Annotated in this window: 12 protein-coding genes; 1 reads left to right on the plus strand and 11 read right to left on the minus strand. The window is 41.2% G+C overall.

Annotated elements, in window-relative coordinates:
• A partial coding sequence (locus tag BLT94_RS19610) for a calcium-binding protein (protein ID WP_139169084.1) occupies positions 1-1,931 on the plus strand: 1,931 nt, incomplete at its 5' end.
• 76 nt (positions 1,932-2,007) lie between these two features.
• On the opposite strand, the gene BLT94_RS19615 is transcribed toward BLT94_RS19610, so the two are convergent.
• The 11 genes from BLT94_RS19615 to BLT94_RS19665 all read right to left on the minus strand — a co-directional run bounded on the left by BLT94_RS19615 (position 2,008) and on the right by BLT94_RS19665 (position 18,314).
• Complete coding sequence (locus tag BLT94_RS19615) at positions 2,008-3,879, minus strand: DUF294 nucleotidyltransferase-like domain-containing protein (protein WP_092237946.1); 1,872 nt, start codon at positions 3,877-3,879, stop codon at positions 2,008-2,010.
• A 56-nt stretch (positions 3,880-3,935) separates the two neighbouring features.
• Positions 3,936-4,568: a LemA family protein gene (locus BLT94_RS19620; RefSeq protein ID WP_092237949.1), complete on the minus strand. Its 633-nt coding sequence runs from the start codon at positions 4,566-4,568 to the stop codon at positions 3,936-3,938.
• A gap of 17 nt (positions 4,569-4,585) precedes the next feature.
• A complete protein-coding gene (locus BLT94_RS19625; RefSeq protein ID WP_092237952.1) occupies positions 4,586-6,721 on the minus strand; it encodes an exonuclease domain-containing protein in 2,136 nt (711 codons plus the stop codon).
• Between the two features lie 207 nt (positions 6,722-6,928).
• Positions 6,929-8,710: a sodium:solute symporter family protein gene (locus tag BLT94_RS19630; RefSeq protein WP_092237955.1), complete on the minus strand. Its 1,782-nt coding sequence runs from the start codon at positions 8,708-8,710 to the stop codon at positions 6,929-6,931.
• Between the two features lie 147 nt (positions 8,711-8,857).
• A complete protein-coding gene (locus BLT94_RS19635) occupies positions 8,858-10,759 on the minus strand; it encodes a propionyl-CoA synthetase (protein WP_092237958.1) in 1,902 nt (633 codons plus the stop codon).
• 34 nt (positions 10,760-10,793) lie between these two features.
• Positions 10,794-12,824, minus strand: coding sequence for an acetate--CoA ligase (gene acs / locus BLT94_RS19640; protein ID WP_092237961.1), 2,031 nt, complete (start codon positions 12,822-12,824; stop codon positions 10,794-10,796).
• A gap of 723 nt (positions 12,825-13,547) precedes the next feature.
• Positions 13,548-14,351: a DUF3786 domain-containing protein gene (locus tag BLT94_RS19645; RefSeq protein WP_092237964.1), complete on the minus strand. Its 804-nt coding sequence runs from the start codon at positions 14,349-14,351 to the stop codon at positions 13,548-13,550.
• Positions 14,352-14,531: 180 nt separating this feature from the next.
• The gene (locus BLT94_RS19650) at positions 14,532-15,299 is read right to left on the minus strand and encodes an alpha/beta fold hydrolase (protein ID WP_092237967.1); all 768 of its coding nucleotides are present in this window, start codon (positions 15,297-15,299) and stop codon (positions 14,532-14,534) included.
• Between the two features lie 12 nt (positions 15,300-15,311).
• Complete coding sequence (locus tag BLT94_RS19655) at positions 15,312-15,809, minus strand: DnaJ domain-containing protein (protein WP_014958500.1); 498 nt, start codon at positions 15,807-15,809, stop codon at positions 15,312-15,314.
• Positions 15,810-15,813: 4 nt separating this feature from the next.
• Positions 15,814-16,647, minus strand: coding sequence for a dihydrodipicolinate reductase (dapB, locus tag BLT94_RS19660; protein WP_092237970.1), 834 nt, complete (start codon positions 16,645-16,647; stop codon positions 15,814-15,816).
• Between the two features lie 14 nt (positions 16,648-16,661).
• Positions 16,662-18,314, minus strand: coding sequence for a sugar phosphate nucleotidyltransferase (locus BLT94_RS19665; RefSeq protein WP_092237973.1), 1,653 nt, complete (start codon positions 18,312-18,314; stop codon positions 16,662-16,664).
• Between the last annotated feature and the right edge of the window lie 3 nt (positions 18,315-18,317).

Raw genomic sequence — 18,317 nt, forward strand, 5'->3', positions numbered from 1 at the left:
TGGTGAACGTATCCGAGATTTATGGTTCTGCCTATAATGACACCCTGACCGTGGACGTGTCAGATGACGATGATGTCTTTGAAGGCATGTGGTTTTTATGGGGTGGTGATGGGGCAGATTCTCTTACGGGAACCTTCGGTGAAAGCACAATGGCCATGTACCTGGATTCACCAGATTCCGTGAATATTACTCTTGCAGAGGAAAATGTCATTGCCAGTGTTAATGACGGCTGGGGCAATACCGACACCCTGCTCAACATCCATGGGGTCAGCGGGTCTGATTATAACGATACATTGAGCGGTTCAGCGAATAATGACGGATTTTTTGGAACCTTTGGCAATGATACCATTAATGGCTCTGGCGGGGATTTTGACTGGATCTCCTATGCGTGGCTGGAAAGCAGCCAAAGTTATTTTGATGGTGTGAATATCTTTCTGGATATACCAATAGCAATAGGATTAAATATCAATTCAGAAACAATATTTACAGATACATTATCAGGCATTGAAAATGCCTGGGGATCTGATTATAACGATATTATTAACGGCTCCGCAGGAAATAATTGGCTGGGAGGAGGCGATGGGGACGATCAGATCTGTGGCGGAGACGGCCACGACCGTCTATTCGGAGACCAAGGCAATGATTTTCTTGACGGTGGTGATTTTTTCGGTGTTGATCCGGGAAATTATGTCGTGTATAAAGATGATCCCGGCCCGGTCACTGTATTGATCAATTACGATAGCAATGGGAACTACTTCACAGATTCCACAGCAACCGACGGCTGGGGAGACACAGATACCCTTACCAATATATCCCATATCATTGGATCGGAATTTGATGATAACTTGACCATTACGATTACGGATGGGCAAAATATTTCAGATCTTGACTGGTATATGTGGGGTATGGATGGTGAAGACACCCTGACGGGAACATTTGGTGAAAGAACAATGGCCATGTACCTGGACGACCCGGACAGTGTGACCGTTGATCTTGCAGCAACAACGGCAACCGATGGCTGGGGAAATACAGATACTCTTAACGATATTCAAGGTGTATCCGGTTCGAATTTTGACGATTTTCTTTATGGTTCAACCAATGAGGACGGTTTTTTTGCCACATTTGGGAACGATACCATTGACGGCAGGGAAGGTTCCAAGGACTGGGTGGATTACAGTTTCCTGGACGGTCAGGGAGATTTTTTCAGTGTGGATATTGATCTTTCGACAATAGTGGATACCGAAACCACTGCCTATGCCAAAGGTTTGAAATCTGATGGCAGTACCATCCTTTTTACCGATACTCTGAAAAATGTGGAAGACGTCCATGGCTCTGCCCAGGCTGACAAGATAATGGGTTCCAGTGCCGACAACTGGCTGTCCGGCAATGACGGCAATGACATCCTCAACGGCTATATTGGAGGTGTGGATACCCTTGAAGGCGGGGCCGGATCAGATACATTTGAGTTTATGGATGCCGGAGCCTTTGGTGACTTCAGCTCCTCTGATATCATAGTGGATTTTGACGACAGTTCGGATGTGATACGTTTTATGGAGACCGATCTTGGATTTTCAGCGGATGGTGAGCAGAAATTCACTCTTGTGGCCAACGGTGCCTCTATTTCTCCAACGGATTGTAAAGTTGTTGGTGTAATGGATACGGCTTCAGCAGACTGGGCCGATGTTGTCAGCATTCTCAATGTTGCCAGCATAACGGGAGGCATGACTGGAGATAACGATGACACCTATTTTTTTGTAAGCAATGGAAATACTACGGGAAGCAATAGCAGAATTTACTATTGGGACGGGGATACGGATTCAAACGATTCAATCGATGCCGGCGAATTAAAGCTGATTGCCGAATTGCAGGATATAGACAGTTCTGATTTTAGCAGTTTTACAGAGGCCCATTTTGATATTTACTCAGGTTGATCTTTATTCTTAGGGGCTTTCATAGCCGAGGTTGAATTTGTCTGGTCCTGTTTGCCGTGAGATTAGGATTACCCTGTCAAGCGACCCCTGTGAATTCAATTCCCAGTTTTTGTTGAAGATTGTCGGTCAGTTTAAAAATTTCTTTTAACAGAGTCCGGTCTATGGCCGAAAGGTTGTGGGGGTTAATATAATTATCCGGGCTTTTTTTTTCATCCATGATGGTGGTGATCTGTCTTAAGAATCTTAATTGCATCATATAATTATAGGCCCTTACAATATCTTTGTACTCTTTGTCTGTTAATGCATGTTTGGTATAGAGTCTGAACAGTCTTGTAAGGGTGTTGGGGTGCGAAATTCCGTTTTTCAGGGCATACACCCGTGTAAAATCAATGATCGGAAGCATGGCAAGCTTTAAATCCAGAGACCCTTTTTGAGCCCCCTGGGTTTCTACCACAAGTTTGCCGAAAAAATTGATGGGTGGTTTGAAATAAAGTGTGTTTTCCGTAAGGTTGCGTAAAAAACCTGACCAGCCTGCAATTGCATCCAGAAGATAGTGTTTCAAGTCTTCCGCTATGGTCAGATCCCCCCAGGTTCCCCTGAAATCAAAAAATATGCTGGAATGAAGCAAATTTTCCGGATTTGAGGTTTTAATCCAGGTGTTAAAATAGTTTTTCCAACGCGACAGGGGTTGGCACCATTTCGGATTTTTGGCCATGTTATTGCCTTCACAGAACCGGTATCCCGCCATATCCAGCTGGTCGCAGATCAAATTTGCCAGGCCGTCAAAATAGTTTTTTGCCGTTTTTGGATCAGCTGTATCTTCATAAACAATGGCGTTGTCCTGGTCGGATATCAGGGTTTGTTCTTCACGGCCCTCAGACCCCATGGTTAAGAAGGTAAATTTACAAGGCGAAGGCCCCATTTTTTCAAGCGAGAAGACAATTATTTTATCAATGATAGCATCTGAAAACGCAGTGATCAGCCGTGTTATATATTCGGGGTTGGCTCCGTTCTTGATTGGGTCAACCAGCATGTTTTCAAGCTTTGAATGAATGTTTTCAATTTCCCGTATGGTTTTGGCCGATTGAACGGTTTTTATCAGCAGATGCGTGGATTGCGACTGGGCAAGGATCAGATCTTTTTCACTGATGATACCGGTAATGTCACCGGATTGACCACGAACAACCAAATGCCGCTTGTCATGTTCAACCATGGATAAAAATGCTTCAAAAACCTGGCAGTCCGCTGAAATTGAAACAAGGGGGGAGGACATGATGGTTGAAACAGGTTCAGACAGATCCAGGTTTTTTGCAATGCCTTTGTTTTTAAGATCCGCATCAGTTACAATGCCATGAATGGTGTGCTTGTTTTTTTTTATCAGCATGGCACTGGTATTATTTTGGCTCATTTTAAGGGCAGCGCTTTCAATGCTTGTTTCCATGGGACATGTGGAAATATTTGGCTTGAAAATAGACCGTATGGGCTGATTGAAAAAGGGCAGGTTGAACTCCTTGTCGTTGATCTGTCTTGCAATGATTCCGGCAAAGGATTTGTTCAACATGCATTTTCCAAATTCATTGGTAAAATAATCTTGAAACTTTGAATTTGTTTTGCAGGCGGCCAGGAAAATATCCGCCTTAAGGGTTAAAAAAACAGAATCTTCAAGAACATTTAAAGACCTGATGGCAATTGCATCATTCAATAAAATTGAAATGCCGCCAAAATTGTTTCCGGGCCGTAATTCTCCGGTAAGTATGTTTGTATGGTTGAGTACATAATAATATTGGGCAAGGCCTTTGGAGAGGATATAAAGTTTTTCCACCTTTGTGATATCCTGTACAAAAAGGACAGTGCCTTTTTTGAGTTTTTCATAGGAAAAAGCAGAATACAGTTTGGTTTGTTCCTGCTTTGAAAGCACTGAAAATGGATAAATATCTGATTTTTTCAAATTAAACTCATCCTTTTTAGAGTTCTTGTTTCAAATTTAGAGTTCATGTTTTAAATTCATGATGTTACGGGTGCAAAAGTTTTTTGGGCAGGCAAAAAAAGATCTTTTGAAATACTTGTATAGTGAATCTTGTTGAATCCAAACAGTTTTGCGATTAAAAATCCGGGAAATACTTTTGTTCTTAAATTAAAATATGCCACTTCTTTGTTATACCGTTTTTGTATTACAAACAGGTTGTCCTGGGTCGTATCAACTTGTTTTTTTAAAGCAGAAAATTGTTGTGAACTAACATATTGTGAACTGTTTTTATCAACCAAGGCTTCCAATTGGGATAATGTTTGCTTTATATGAAACGTCAGTTGTGTTTGTGAAAGTTCAAAATCTTTTATCAAAGCATTTTCAACGGCAGATTCATGGGCAATGACCTGTTTTAAGATGATGGCTGCTTTTTGTGCTGTCTGGTTTATGGATGGTATGGATGTTTTTATCCTGCTTGTTTTTATTATTTCAACAAGTTCCGGCACTATATCCAACCTCTTTTGGCAGGCATCGGTCAAAAGTGATTTTGACGCTTCAATTCGATTCTGAGATCTTACAAAACTGCTGTACCCTCCGAAAATAACACAAAATACAATAATTGCCATCACAACAGAACAGATTCCAGTAAATTTTAACCATGGTTCAAGCATGTGCAGCTCCTTTGAAATTAATATTTTAACCGTGCATAGTAACTCTTTTTGGATGCTTTAATGGCATCTTTAAGGGTCAGAATACCATTGCTGTTTAAAATAGGGAGCAGTTTTAAAAAAATTTCTGCTGTTGCAATGGCATCCCCAAGGGCCGTATGTCTGCCGATAATATTCACCCCCAAGCGTTTTGCAATATTTTCCATATCATGCCGTTCATGGACCGGGTGCAGGATGGCAGATAAAAGAAGCGTATCCAGTACCGGGTTTGAAAACTTGATTTGAGTGGTCTTTTCCTTGACTTTCAGCATCTTCATGTCAAAAGCGATATTATGTCCCACAAGCACCGTGTTTGAAGTAAATTGTTTGAATATTGGCAAAATGGTTCGGATATCTTTTTTACCATTCACCATTTCATAATTAATGCCGTGAATTTTATAAGATTCCATGGGAATGTCTCTTTTCGGGTCCACCAGTTCCTCAAAAATATCCTGGTATGCGATCCTGAGATTGACGATTCTCACTGCAGCAATGGAAATGATCTCATCACCGCCATCCGGATTCAGGCCGGTTGTCTCCGTGTCAAAAACCGTATAAGTGATGGTTCTCAAATTTGTATCCAGAAGATCAAGGTTTTCATCTTCTGTCTTGAACAGGTTAAAATCATAAAATTCAGGTCTGCTGCCGGCAATAACGGGGGGGCGTAGTTTTTCTCTTAAAGGTGTCTTGAATTCAGCTCTGGTGATGATATTGATTTGAGAACAAAAGTCAAAACTGTCACAGATAATCCGCAATTGAGCCTTGTTAAGTTTTAAAATATAAAAAAGACTGGGCAGGTCATTAAACCTTTTATACAGAAGTGTTTCGACCTGGTTTTTGTTTATCTGGTTTTTGTTGAACAGACGATTCTGCCAGGTTATTTCAAAAATTATTCTGTTGCCGGTTTTTAGAGAAGCGATGTTAAACTCATTGTTCAAAATAATATCCGACAGGTTTTTAAACAATAGGATCAATGCTGTTGTGAATAAATATTTATCAGCCTGTATCCTGTTGTTTTCAGTCTGATGGATGATATTCAGTTTTATTCCATATTGCGAATCAGCCTTTGATTTCATTGAATTGAGAAAATCCGACAACAAGAGTTTTGTCAAGGGCACTTTGGTTAATATGGCATCAAGCACGATATCTGAAACCCTTTCGTGGTGACGGGGAAGCTGATCAAGAATCTTAATCAGAGGGAGTCGTCCTGATGAATTCATTCTGTTTTTATCGTATGATTGAATTAATTCTTCTTTTACCAGCAAAATATATTTTGACAGTTCTTTTTTTAAGGTTACAAGGGTTTTATGGGTGATATCATAGGTATTGATGTCATCGCTCACGTCCTGAAATGTGAGAATAAAACCGGTCATTTCTTTTTTCTGGTCAAGGATTGGAATGGTCTCAACACTGATTAAATGCCCGGTATGAATGGGGGTAATAAAATAAGATGCCACACTTTTTTGCTCATTTTTCAGACGTGTTTGAATTTCTTCAATGGCATGGCCAATCAATTCTTTATCAATCAGGTGAAATATGGATCTGCCAAGTCCGATAAAATATTCGGCTTTCAAAGATGGGCTTTCCTGTGAAAATATTTTTTTTGCAAGAGAATTAAACAGCAGGATTCTGCCGCATTTATTGCAGATAAATACACCCTGGGGAAGTTCAGCCATAATAGCTGCCAAAAGATTTCTTTCTTCTTCTGTTTTTTTTCTGGCAGCCAGTATCTGTTCGGTAATATTTTTATTCAGGTTTTCAAACAGGTCTGCAAAACTATTGATAACGGATGACAAGTCTTTTATATCTTTGTTTCCGTTAATGGTTATACGGTGGGAGGGGTTGGATGAATAAATCATGGAGGCTTCATCACAAATTTTTTTTAAAGGCTTGATGTATGTAACAAATATTATTTCAAGCCCGGCAAATGTAACGGCAATGCAAATAAAAACCGCACTGATAATATACAAAAAATAATCATTGGCCAGGGAAATGAGAATCCGGCCTTCTTCCCGGCTCAATGTTTGCCATAACAAAAACAAAATCCCGGTAATAACAACAAGGGTTGCAGCCAGGGCAAAAAAGACAAATCTCCAGAATCGGTTGGTCTGCTTCATTTTATCCAAAGACAAGAAGAATCCCGGCTAAAACAGTTATCCGGAATTCTTCTTTTTTAAGGTTTAATGTTGATTAATTTAGAATTATCCCCACCATCCCCAGCCGAAACTGGCAACAAAAAGGATGCAAAACAAAATGGTTGCAATCAGGTATTTGTCTTCTAGTGCCATGATATGTTCTCCTTAAATTAAATTGTTTAAAAACAATTAATCCGCCTCCTTTGTCACATCCATTGTCTCTGTATCTGCGCGTCTGATCTGTTCATCGGACGTTGTTGACATTTCAGCTTTAAAGCAAAGAGCCCACATCATTACAATACCCAGTATCCACCAGACGATCTGCCATGCCCAGATGGGAGGGAATCCGCAGAACGTAAATGCGGTGTTGCCGATAAGAACACCCGGACCAAGAGCCAGTAAATACCATACAGGAACAATTATTTTCATTCTGGATCGCCATTTTTTACCGTTTTCAGACGGGCCATCCACAGAGTCAAGCCAAGCTCTAACTTCTTTTTGACGGGCAATGGTTTCTTCACTGTCTTTAAACCCGAGACCACGACAAAGATAAGCCACGATAATCCCTGTAAAAATACCCCAGAAAGCAGTATGCATGGAAAGCGGATATTTCCAGACATAATAGGTTAAAAAACATGCAACAATGGCTGAAATAAGGCCTAACACAGCACCAATGCTGGGGAATTTAAATCCCCAGTGAACACCCAGCAGACATATGTACATAATCGTGCCAAAAGCGGTTGCAAAACCACCGATCATAACAATGGCATCAGTGGAGGTCAAACTTACCACAACTGCTGCTACCGCCAGAATGGTTGCAAAAATACGATTGGTCCAGATCTGCTCTCTGTGCGACCCCCCCTGTTTTCGAACATACCGCCACCAGACATCCCTCTGGATGATGGTGCCACCGGTTCCGATATAGGGAGCAGCCGTAGAGTGAATGGCTGCAATGGCCCCTAGGAAAACCAGTCCCAGGATCGGTCCGGGCAAGAATTTGGTCATGAGCATAGGCACTACGTCACCGTCGACTTTGGGGGCAAGTTCACCTGCCATCATCAATATCCTTGCACCAATACCCTGGAAAGCCGTAAAAAAGAAAAGAGCCAGGCCAACAACAAAGGTTGACATGAATACCTGCTGCCAGGCAAGGGGTTTGGGAGATGAAAGGCCAAAGTTCCATAGTGTAAAAGCAGGTGATGACTGAATACCCATGAGAGCAAACATGTAGGTTAAAATCATCACCGCAGTCCAGCCTCCAGTGCCAAGGCCAAAGTGGATCAGACCGGGAACTTTCATATATTTGTCTTCAAGGCCGTTCATGGATGCGGCAAAACCTGTCCAGCCGCCAAAAAGAGGTGATGTGATAACATAAAAACCCAGGAGTATAATACCGCCGACCAGGAGACAGAATTGAAGAACCCCGACCCAGGTGCTGGCTTTCAAGCCGCCGGTTACAACATAAAACCACACAATGAAGGCCATGAAGATCAGGCCAATGGTCTGGGGAACACCGGCAACCCAGTAAAAGAGTTTTGCTGCGGCAATAAGCTGGAGGCCTGAGTAAAAAATAGAGTAGAGAAATGCTGCAAGAACCGTCAGCCACCTGACACCTTCATTATTGTAATAGTAGGCGAACATGTCACCCGGTGTGATAAACCCGTACCGTTTGCCCATGAGCCAGTTTCTTTTGGCAAAAAATGCACCTGTGATGGGTATGGTTAGAACATAGAACGAGGCAAAAGCATACACAAGCCCTGCCTTCCAGATCAAACCGGGATGCCCTATGAATGTCCACCCGGAAAAAGATGCAGCCGTTGCCGCCATCAAAAATGCGATAAAAGGTATGGAACGCCCTGCAATTCCATAACCTGAAGCGGTTTTTTCAGTAAAAAAGCCCCTTAACCCCCACCAGAAACAATAAATAATGTATAGTCCAAGCAGGATGTATACCCACATCTTTGGATCCATAATACGTCTCCTTTTGTTTCGTCTTACATTTCGATTGATCGGATCACTTACATGATTATCGATTGACAAAGATAATCAGGGCATACTGCACCACCTCCCTTCCGTGAATTGTTTTATATGTTTGATGCTGCTTCATCTGTGAAAATCTCAAGCCATCTTGCCGTATCCGATTTTTCCAAGGGATTCTTCAATTTCATCAAGTGTTGTGTGATCATCAATGGTAGCAGGGATTTTATACTTTTTTTTGTCTGCGATTGCCCGCATGGTTCCCCTGAGAATTTTCCCGGATCTTGTTTTGGGAAGCCGTTTTACGACGGTTGCGGTTTTAAACGCAGCAACCGGCCCGATTTTACTTCTGACCAGGTCAACAACTTCCTTTACAATTTCATCATTATCCCGATCCACACCGGCATTTAATACCATCATCCCAAGAGGAATCTGGCCTTTGAGTTTGTCCTCAACACCCATGACGGCGCACTCTGCAACATCCGGGTGTTCTGCAATGACTTCTTCCATAGCTCCGGTGGAAAGCCTGTGGCCTGCCACATTGATAATGTCGTCTGTCCTGGCCATAACATAGACATACCCGTCTTCATCAATAAATCCTGCGTCAGCAGTTTCATAGTATCCAGGGAACATTGTCAGATATGAATCAACATATCTTTGATCGTTTTGCCAGAGTGTGGGCAATGTGCCCGGAGGAAGCGGCAATTTGGCTACGATGGCACCTATCTCCCCTGCACGGGCAGCCCGTCCGTCAGGGCCCAGAACAACCATATTCCATCCTGGAACAGCTTTTGTGGGAGATCCGGGTTTGACATCAAACCGGTGAAGTCCTACACAATTGGCTGCAATGGCCCAACCGGTTTCCGTCTGCCACCAGTGATCAATCACCGGTATCTTGAGGGCATTTTGAGCCCACGACAATGTGTCCGGGTCCAGCCGTTCTCCGGCCAGAAACAGGTAGTTGAAACAGGACAGGTTAAAATTTTTCATCAATTGGGCATTTGGATCTTCCCTTTTAATGGCCCTGAATGCCGTTGGAGCTGTAAACATTGTTTTGACTTTGTGCTGAGAGATCACTCTCCAGAAGGCTGCTGCATCAGGAGTTCCCACGGGTTTGCCTTCAAAAAGGATGGTGGTACACCCTTTAAAGAGTGGACCGTAGACAATGTATGAGTGGCCTACGACCCATCCGATATCGGAAGCTGCCCAGTATACATCCCCTTTATCAACACCATAAACAGCTTTCATGGTCCACTTTAACGCCACCATATGTCCGCCGTTATCCCTTACAACACCTTTGGGCTGTCCGGTTGTGCCGGACGTGTAAAGAATGTAGAGTGGGTCTGTTGCTTTGACGTGAACACAATCCTGGGGAACTGCCTTTGCCATTTCATCATTCCAGTCATAATCCCTTTGCTCAATCATATTTGCTGTTGCCTGGGGCCTTTGGAAAATGATACAGGTTTGCGGTTTTGACTCGGACAGATTAATGGCTTCATCTAAAAGAGGTTTATATTCTATGACGCGTGTCACCTCAATGCCGCAGGATGCCGATACAATCACCTTGGGTTTGGCATCATTGATCCGGGTGGCCAGTTCATTGGCTGCAAATCCGCCAAAAACAACGGAATGGACAGCACCGATCCTTGCGCAGGCCAGCATTGCAAATACGGCTTCCGGTATCATGGGCATATAAATAATAACCCTGTCTCCCTTGCCAACGCCTTTTGAGGTTAAAACCCCGGCAAATTTTGCAACCCGGTCTTTGAGATCAAAAAAAGTGTATTTTTTGATGGTATCTGTTACCGGGCTGTCATAAATAATTGCATCTTGTTCCCCATTGCCGTTATCCACATGAAGATCAACTGCATTGTAGCAGGAATTTGTTTCTGCACCTGTGAACCACCTGTAGAATGGTTTGTTTGAGTCATCCAGAACTTTATCCCATTTTTTATACCAGTGGCAGTCTTCAGCAATAGATCCCCAGAATTTGTCAGGATTGTTTATGGATTGTTCATAAGCTTTTGCATACAAATTGGACATACAATAACCTCCTGAAACTTCAGCGGATAAATTATTATTTTTGAACCATGTGTTTGATTTCCTCAACAACTTCCGGGTTTGCCAATGTCATGACATTGCCCACATCCCCTTTGTTGGAGATGGCACCCAAGACCCGCCTCATGATTTTACCGGATCTGGTTTTGGGCATATCAGGAACCAGCCATACTTTTCTGGGCTTGGCGATTTTGCCGATTTGGTCGCAAATGGCATCGGAGATTTTTCTGGCCAGCTCTTCACTTGGTTCAACCCCAGTTTTAAGGGCAATATACAGGTCGGGCTCCTTGCCTTTGATATCATGGGAAACCGGTACAACAGCGGCTTCTGCAACCTCATCGACTACCATGGCTGCTGATTCTATTTCTTTGGTTCCAAGGCGGTGACCCGACACATTGATAACATCATCAATCCTGCCCAGAATTCTGTAGTATCCGTCTTCCGATCTTGTGGCAGCATCTCCCGCAAGGTAGGGCCAGTCTCTCCAGTCTTTGCTGTTGGGGTCTTTGCAATACTGGGCAAAATAGGTGTCAACAAATCTTTGTCTGTTTCCCCACACTGTCTGGAGCATTCCAGGCCATGGGTTTTGGATGCAAATATTTCCGGCAATGCCCGGTTCAGTGATTTCATTGCCGTCGTCATCCAGAATGATGGGGTGAATGCCGGGAACTCCGGGACCTGCACTGCCCGGTTTCATGGGACTGAGTCCCGGAACGGTACTGCAAAGAAATCCACCGGTTTCCGTTTGCCACCAAGTGTCTACTATTATGGCTTCCCCTTTGCCGACAGCGGATTCATACCATTTCCATACAGCAGGCTCGATGGGTTCTCCAACAGTTGTCATGTGTTTGAAATGGTAATTGTATTTGGCAGGTTCATCCGGGCCTAATTTTCTTAACGCCCGGATAGCGGTGGGAGCCGTATGGAAGATATTGACATCCAGTTCCTGGGCAATTCTCCAGGAACGTCCGGCATCGGGATAGGTAGGCACGCCTTCATAAATCACAGAAGAGGCGCATAGGGCCAAAGGACCGTATACGATGAAAGAGTGTCCTGTGATCCATCCAATGTCAGCCATACACCAGTAAACATCTTCAGGGTGGATATCCTGGATGTATTTTGACATGGCCGTCACATAGGCAAGATAGCCACCGGTGCCATGCTGACAACCTTTGGGCTTGCCGGTTGTCCCGCTGGTATACATAAGAAACAGAGGATCTTCAGACAGCATTTTTTCAGGCTCTACCCGGGCACCATAGAATTTTTTGAGTTCATCATTAACAAAAAAATCGCGACCTTTTACCATGGGTGTGTCAGACGAAATTTTACCCGGATATCGTTGCCATACCAATACTTTATCAACCACTTGGCCGTCATCAGCAGAAATTTTTACTGCCTCGTCTGCATTCACCTTGTGGTTGAGAAGTTTTCCTCCCCTGTAATAGGCGTCCATGGTGATTAATACACGGGAATTTGAATCCACAATCCTGTCGGCACAGGCACTGGCGGAAAACCCGCCAAATACAACAGAGTGGATGACGCCGATCCTTGCACAGGCCAGCATGGTGATGGGAAGCTCTGCCGACATGGGCATGTGAATGGTAACTCTGTCTCCTCTTTTTAACCCGCCAAAATCCCGTAATAATGCCGCAAATTCATTTACTTTTACATAAAGTTCCTGGTAGGTAATATGCTCAATTTTTTCTTCTTCCAGTTCAGGGACAAAATGGATCGCGGTTTTGTTTTTATTGTTTTTCAGATGACGGTCTATGCAATTGTAACTGGCATTTAAAAGTCCGCCTTTAAACCATTTAAAGCAGGGGGCATCACTTGAATCCAATACCTCATCCCAGTATTTATACCAGGTTAGAAGTTCGGCATATTCTGTGTAACAGTCCGGGAAATTATCCAGGCTGAACCGGTCAAAAACTTCAACATCGTTAAGGTTGGCCTGAGCAATAAATTTTGTGGATGGATAATAATAGTTTTCTTCTTTCCAGTGAACTGCGATTTGTGCTTCTGTGGTTTCAACGACTTCTTTTTTGCTCATGATCATCTCCTTTGTGTTTATGCGGTTTTAACGGTCAAGGTGTTAAAATGATAAAGAAAACGATAAAGACGGCACCACCTCCTTTTTTACAGAATAAAATACGGTATTAAAAAATTGAAATGTTTTTCATTTAAGGTTTACTTACAAAGTTTAATTACATTGATACCAGTATGCTTCAGCCGTTTCAGGTCAAGTACATACGATGCGCCAAATGAGAAGAAAAATCGTAATTATAAAGTGAATTCTGTTTATATATTGTATTTAACCCATATTAAGATATAAGGCTTAAGTCAACAAAAAAGTTGATTTTTTTAATCAATGGTCGGTAAAAAGGTTTGGTAAAAAATATCTTTAAATTATAACAATAGTTTATGGAAGCCATTCTAAAAGTCAGGTTATGGTAAATTTAGATAGTTATGATTTTATATGCTGCAGGTTAAAAAAATTACCGAACCATTTTTAATAAATAATGCGTGTTAATAAATAACTCGAAAAATTATTTCTAAAAATAATAAATACTGCAAGTGGGTAATATGAAATAAATCTTAACCTATTAAAATAATTATGGATAAATAAATCATAACATTATTTAATGTGTTTTAATACCTGTCATCTTGGTGAATAAATATCGCAGATATAAAAATATATTAAAGATTGATGTTTTATTCAATAAAAAAATAATAATTTTGGAATTTTTATCGTACAAATCTGCCATGGCCGTTATTAAAAACCATGTTTCAAGGCGATTTTTTCAAACATCAAAGCAAAACCTTCACTAAGCGTATAGATGGATTCAATGTCAAGATTATCATCAGACGTAGCATCAAAATAGATGTGAAGACTAGACTCAAGGCCATCTTCCGGCTTCCAGTAGCAAACCATCATAGGAAAAAGAGACAAGGGATACAAAACAATTGAAATATCCGAATCAATATGACTTACAATCTTTTTTCCGTCAAAAATTTCCAGCATGTCTTTAAACAGATCCGTATAGGTATCGGCAATCCGCTTTAACGGTTTTTCACAACGCTGTTGAAAATGAGCATATCGGGAAGCTCCGCCAGTCAACTCACGAAATGTGATCCAATTTCCGTTCGGAGATTTACCTGATCCGTTCAAGATATAGTTTAATACAGGCACCATCATATATGCATTGATATGAATTTCAGATGATATGTTGCACTTTGCATCAATACTTAAATTCTTACCAAAAATTTTTACGGTAAGTTTATTGTTGGAAAACTGGGCTCCTATGCGTTTCGCTGTTTTGGAAATATCAATCAAGGATATCTTTTGTTTGAGTGTTTCAATAGCTTCTGCTTTATATTCATCAATGGTATTGGGTTTTTCAATTGCCCCCCCATACTGTTCAATCACTTTTTTTTCCAAATAAGGGCACGCATGTATCGGTTTTTTTTCCTTAAATACAGCCACTGCAAATGCCAGGCAGGTTTTTTCATTACATTCTTTACAGTTAGAACCATTCAGCAACTTAAAGATTTCCATGGGATTATTGATATGTGACATTCAAGAATATTCCTTTTTTAGATTTCCTCTAATTTAATTATTTGCGATCCAGTAACAATTATTTGTGTAAAAATAAAGAGGTATTTGAATTTTACAATGAAAAACATATTACTTCATGAATTGTCAGGCTTGATCATATGAGTGGTTATTATGCCTGACTTTTTATTTTTTATGCTGCTTTCATAGAATATGACTAATAAATTCAGTTATGATGTTTAATGCTTTTTCAGGCTGCTCAAGGTGTGGAGAGTGCCTGCAGTCATCAATCAGGCAAGTTCTGGCATGATTTACATGGCGGCGAATGGAATGAATATGCCTTATGGTTCCATATTGATCGTCTTTTCCCTGGATGGCAAGCATGGGAACATTGATGTGCTTCAAGTATTTTTCAATGTTCCAGTTGATAAAATTCGGGTTTAGCCAGACATCATTCCAGCCGCGGAATGCATTCTTTGTATTTTTACCATGATATTTTTCAAGGCGTTGCTTTAAATCATGCTGTTCATAATTGGTTTTTGCCTGTTGAATGCACTCTACAGTGACGGGTTCACAAAACAAATGGGCGGCTTCAGTGATAAGCCCTTTCAAGCCTCGTGCATATGGGCTGCCGGCAAAGATGATGCCAATGGATGCGCCATCCGAGTGACCAATCAAAATATAATCTTTAATTTGAGCTTTTTTTATGATGGCCGGCAGGATGCTAAGGGCCTGTTTGTGCATAAAGTTGATTTTCCAGGGGACGGGGCATGGATCTGAATTGCCGTATCCAAATCTTGAAAAAACCAAACAGGGACAAGATGTCATTTGGGAGACCCTTTGGGGGAAATCTTTCCACATTTTTGCACACCCCAGACCTTCATGCAAAAAGATCAGGGTGGGATGATCTTTTTGTCTTTGCTTATGCCACTGCACTTCAATCTTTTTGGAACCTATTTTTAAAAATTCCATAGGCCACTTTCCTTATTTATTCATTAATGTGTCATAAGCCTGTTGGATTTCAAGGAATTTTTTATTGGCAAGATCGGAAAATTCTTTGCCCATATGGGATACTTTATCAGGATGGTATTTTTTTATAGCCTCCTTATATGCCTCCTGGATTTTTTTTTTTGATGCACCGGGTTCAATACCTAAAACAGCATAAGGGTTTTTGGGAATATTTTCAGAGGTGGTTTTTTCCTGATAGGCCTGACTTGTCTTTTGGCTGGTCTTTTGTCTGTATTTTTTGTTTGAGGTAAAATTCGCATTTTTTTGTTCAAAAGACTGGTTGAAAGGTGCCTGGTTTTTAAACAGGAAATTGGGCAGTCTTCCATAACGGATCAGATAGACAATGGTGCCGAGAATAACACCATCATCAATCCAGCCGATATAGGGCAATAATAGATCAGGAATGATATCCACAGGGCTGATCAGATATGCCAGTGCGAATATGATTAAAGCCAGTTTTACATAAAAATTCAATTTATTACGGCCTGTTTAATACATCAATCATCGTATATAGTTTTTTGGAGTCATCAGGTTTATTAAGTTTTTCCATCAAAAAAACAACAGCATCAAAGGTGCCGCTGACATAAATATCCCGGCCGTTGATATTGTGTTTGAATTCAAACAAAGCTGATCCGTCCGGTGCGGTTAATGTATAGGTATGCCATCCGTGACCGGCTATGTGTTCTTTGGGGATTTTCCATTCTTTTCTTTGTACTTCAGGATCTCGTACCATTTGAATTTTGTTCACATCAAAATTTGCGCCCAGCTGATTAAAATATCCTACCATTGCCTTGGCAGTCCCTGAAGTGTCTGCTTTTCCGTTTTGATGGCTTTCCGACACCTGAAGAGTATACCCTTCAAAAAGGCCTGGGAATGTGTTTGCCGCATATTCCATCATTGCCTGGAATCCCACAATCTGCTTGGCCATATTCGGCGCAATAACAGCAGGAGTAGAAGATTTTTTTACAACCTGCTCAAGTTGCTCCCTGTTTCCTCCCGTGGTTCCCATGACAAAGGGAATCTGGTTTTGGGTATAAAAAAGCGCATTTGAGTTTACGGCATTGGGGTGAGTATAATCAATGGTAATAAAAGAGTTAAACTGGCGTTTAATCCGGATGATTTTTTCATCCCTTACATCTGGTTTGACAAGTTCAAATCTCATCTGGTCGATCGTAATGGTTTTGTCTTCGATTTCCTGACCCGTAAGGGAAAAGGGCATGACATTGAACCGGTTGTCGGTGATGCCGGACCGGGCCATTGTTTTAGCAACATTGCCCGGCAGCCCATTGATCATGATATTTATTTTTTCCATTTTAAAAAAATTCCTTATATAGCTTTAACAAGTTTTGACAGTTTGGGTATTTTATCCGTATTCAAACCGGAGATGATTTTTTTTAAAGATTTTACAGCATATGGGATATACTGTTCAAACCCGGTTTTCTTTTTTGTTTGAGTCAAAAAACTAAAAGCGCCTAAAAATTGCAGATTTCTTGTTAAACAGCAATATTGATAGCAGTCTAAAAAATTTTGTCTTTCCGTTTGGCTCAATTTTAATTTTTCCGTGGTGTATTGCAAAAGATCCTTTTGTATTTTACCTGTTAAGTTAACATAAGGGTCGATGAGCAAAGATGCAAGATCATATTGCAAAGGCCCGGATCTGGCTGATTGAAAATCAATAAAAAACGGCTTATTGTTGTGTATCATGATATTTCTTGACTGCATATCTCGGTGCATCAGCCCGATAAATCCGTGTTTTAATGCATGGTCTGAAATATGGTCAAATTCATTTGAAAACTCATGAAATGATATATCAAGGTTTAAATACCCCTGGATGAATGCCTCTATGAAATACCGGCATTCTTTTTCAATAATCAATTCTTTTGAGTAGGTTTCGGTCTGGCAGGTCCATTTTTTATTAAATCCCTGTAAGCCCTTGATTGAAAAATCAATGACAAAGTCGATTACCTGTTTATAAATCTTTAATGTAAATGAGGTGTTATTTTTTTGTTTGATCCTGGTTTCAAGGTGTATATCTCCAAGATCATCAAGGGTTACCATTCCTGAAAGTTCATCGTGATTGAGGATGCGGGGGACTGGAATGTTCCTGGAAAAAATATGATTTCCGATATGGATAAAGGCTTTGAGTTGCCGCAGGCGATCCGTTGCCGGCATGCAGATGCCATGGTCGCTGATAACAGCGGTTTGATTACCATATGATGCCCTGTACCATTGCCTGTCTGATCCGTCTCCGGCAAGGGTGTCAATTTGAATGTCTTTGATTTTGTCGTGTTCAACCCCGAACCGGGATGCAGCCAGTTCAAGAAGGGAAGTTCTTGAATAAGATTCTAATGTACCGATATCAGACCAGAAAATATTTTTTTCCACAAATGCTTTTACTTTTTTTCGACGGATGAGGCGTTGATATACTTCAATGCTTGAAAATGATTTTTTGTCGGGAAAATAATCATAAATTTGTGGAGACAAAACCTGTATGCCGGTAAATGCAAGACCATTTGCTTTTGAATCAAAATTTTGGATATATCCCTGATCATCAATGCTGACTTTATTGAATTTGTCATGATCATGAAGAACAAGCGTTGCCAGACTTTTTGATTCTTTATGGAACGCATATAACTTGTTCAGGTTCACATTTGAAATGACATCGGAATTAATGACAAAAAAAGGATCATCCGTTAAAAAAGGTTTTGCATTGGCAATGGCACCTCCGGTTTCAAGGATAACAGGTTCGTGGATGGTTTTAATATCAATAGGAACATCAAGTTGATCAACAAAGGCTTCTATCTGGTCGTGCAAATGATGGGTATTGATCAGGATATAGTCACATCCATTGTCCACAAGGTGTTTGATGACATGTTCAAGCAAGGGTTTTGACATCAATGTAAACAAAGGCTTTGGGATTGTTTTGCTGTAGGGTAACAGCCGGGTGCCGAATCCTGCTGAAAGAATAAGTGCTTTCATGGT

Source organism: Desulfobacula phenolica (assembly GCF_900105645.1).
Taxonomy (GTDB): Bacteria; Desulfobacterota; Desulfobacteria; order Desulfobacterales; family Desulfobacteraceae; genus Desulfobacula; species Desulfobacula toluolica.

Excerpts from the sequence above, each read along its gene's own strand:
- BLT94_RS19620 (WP_092237949.1), bottom strand. The coding sequence starts at position 4,568 with ATGCTTGAACCATGGTTAAAATTTACTGGAATCTGTTCTGTTGTGATG.
- BLT94_RS19625 (WP_092237952.1), bottom strand. The coding sequence starts at position 6,721 with ATGAAGCAGACCAACCGATTCTGGAGATTTGTCTTTTTTGCCCTGGCT.
- BLT94_RS19630 (WP_092237955.1), bottom strand. The coding sequence starts at position 8,710 with ATGGATCCAAAGATGTGGGTATACATCCTGCTTGGACTATACATTATT.
- BLT94_RS19635 (WP_092237958.1), bottom strand. The coding sequence starts at position 10,759 with ATGTCCAATTTGTATGCAAAAGCTTATGAACAATCCATAAACAATCCT.
- acs (WP_092237961.1), bottom strand. The coding sequence starts at position 12,824 with ATGAGCAAAAAAGAAGTCGTTGAAACCACAGAAGCACAAATCGCAGTT.
- BLT94_RS19645 (WP_092237964.1), bottom strand. The coding sequence starts at position 14,351 with ATGTCACATATCAATAATCCCATGGAAATCTTTAAGTTGCTGAATGGT.
- BLT94_RS19650 (WP_092237967.1), bottom strand. The coding sequence starts at position 15,299 with ATGGAATTTTTAAAAATAGGTTCCAAAAAGATTGAAGTGCAGTGGCAT.
- dapB (WP_092237970.1), bottom strand. The coding sequence starts at position 16,647 with ATGGAAAAAATAAATATCATGATCAATGGGCTGCCGGGCAATGTTGCT.
- BLT94_RS19665 (WP_092237973.1), bottom strand. The coding sequence starts at position 18,314 with ATGAAAGCACTTATTCTTTCAGCAGGATTCGGCACCCGGCTGTTACCC.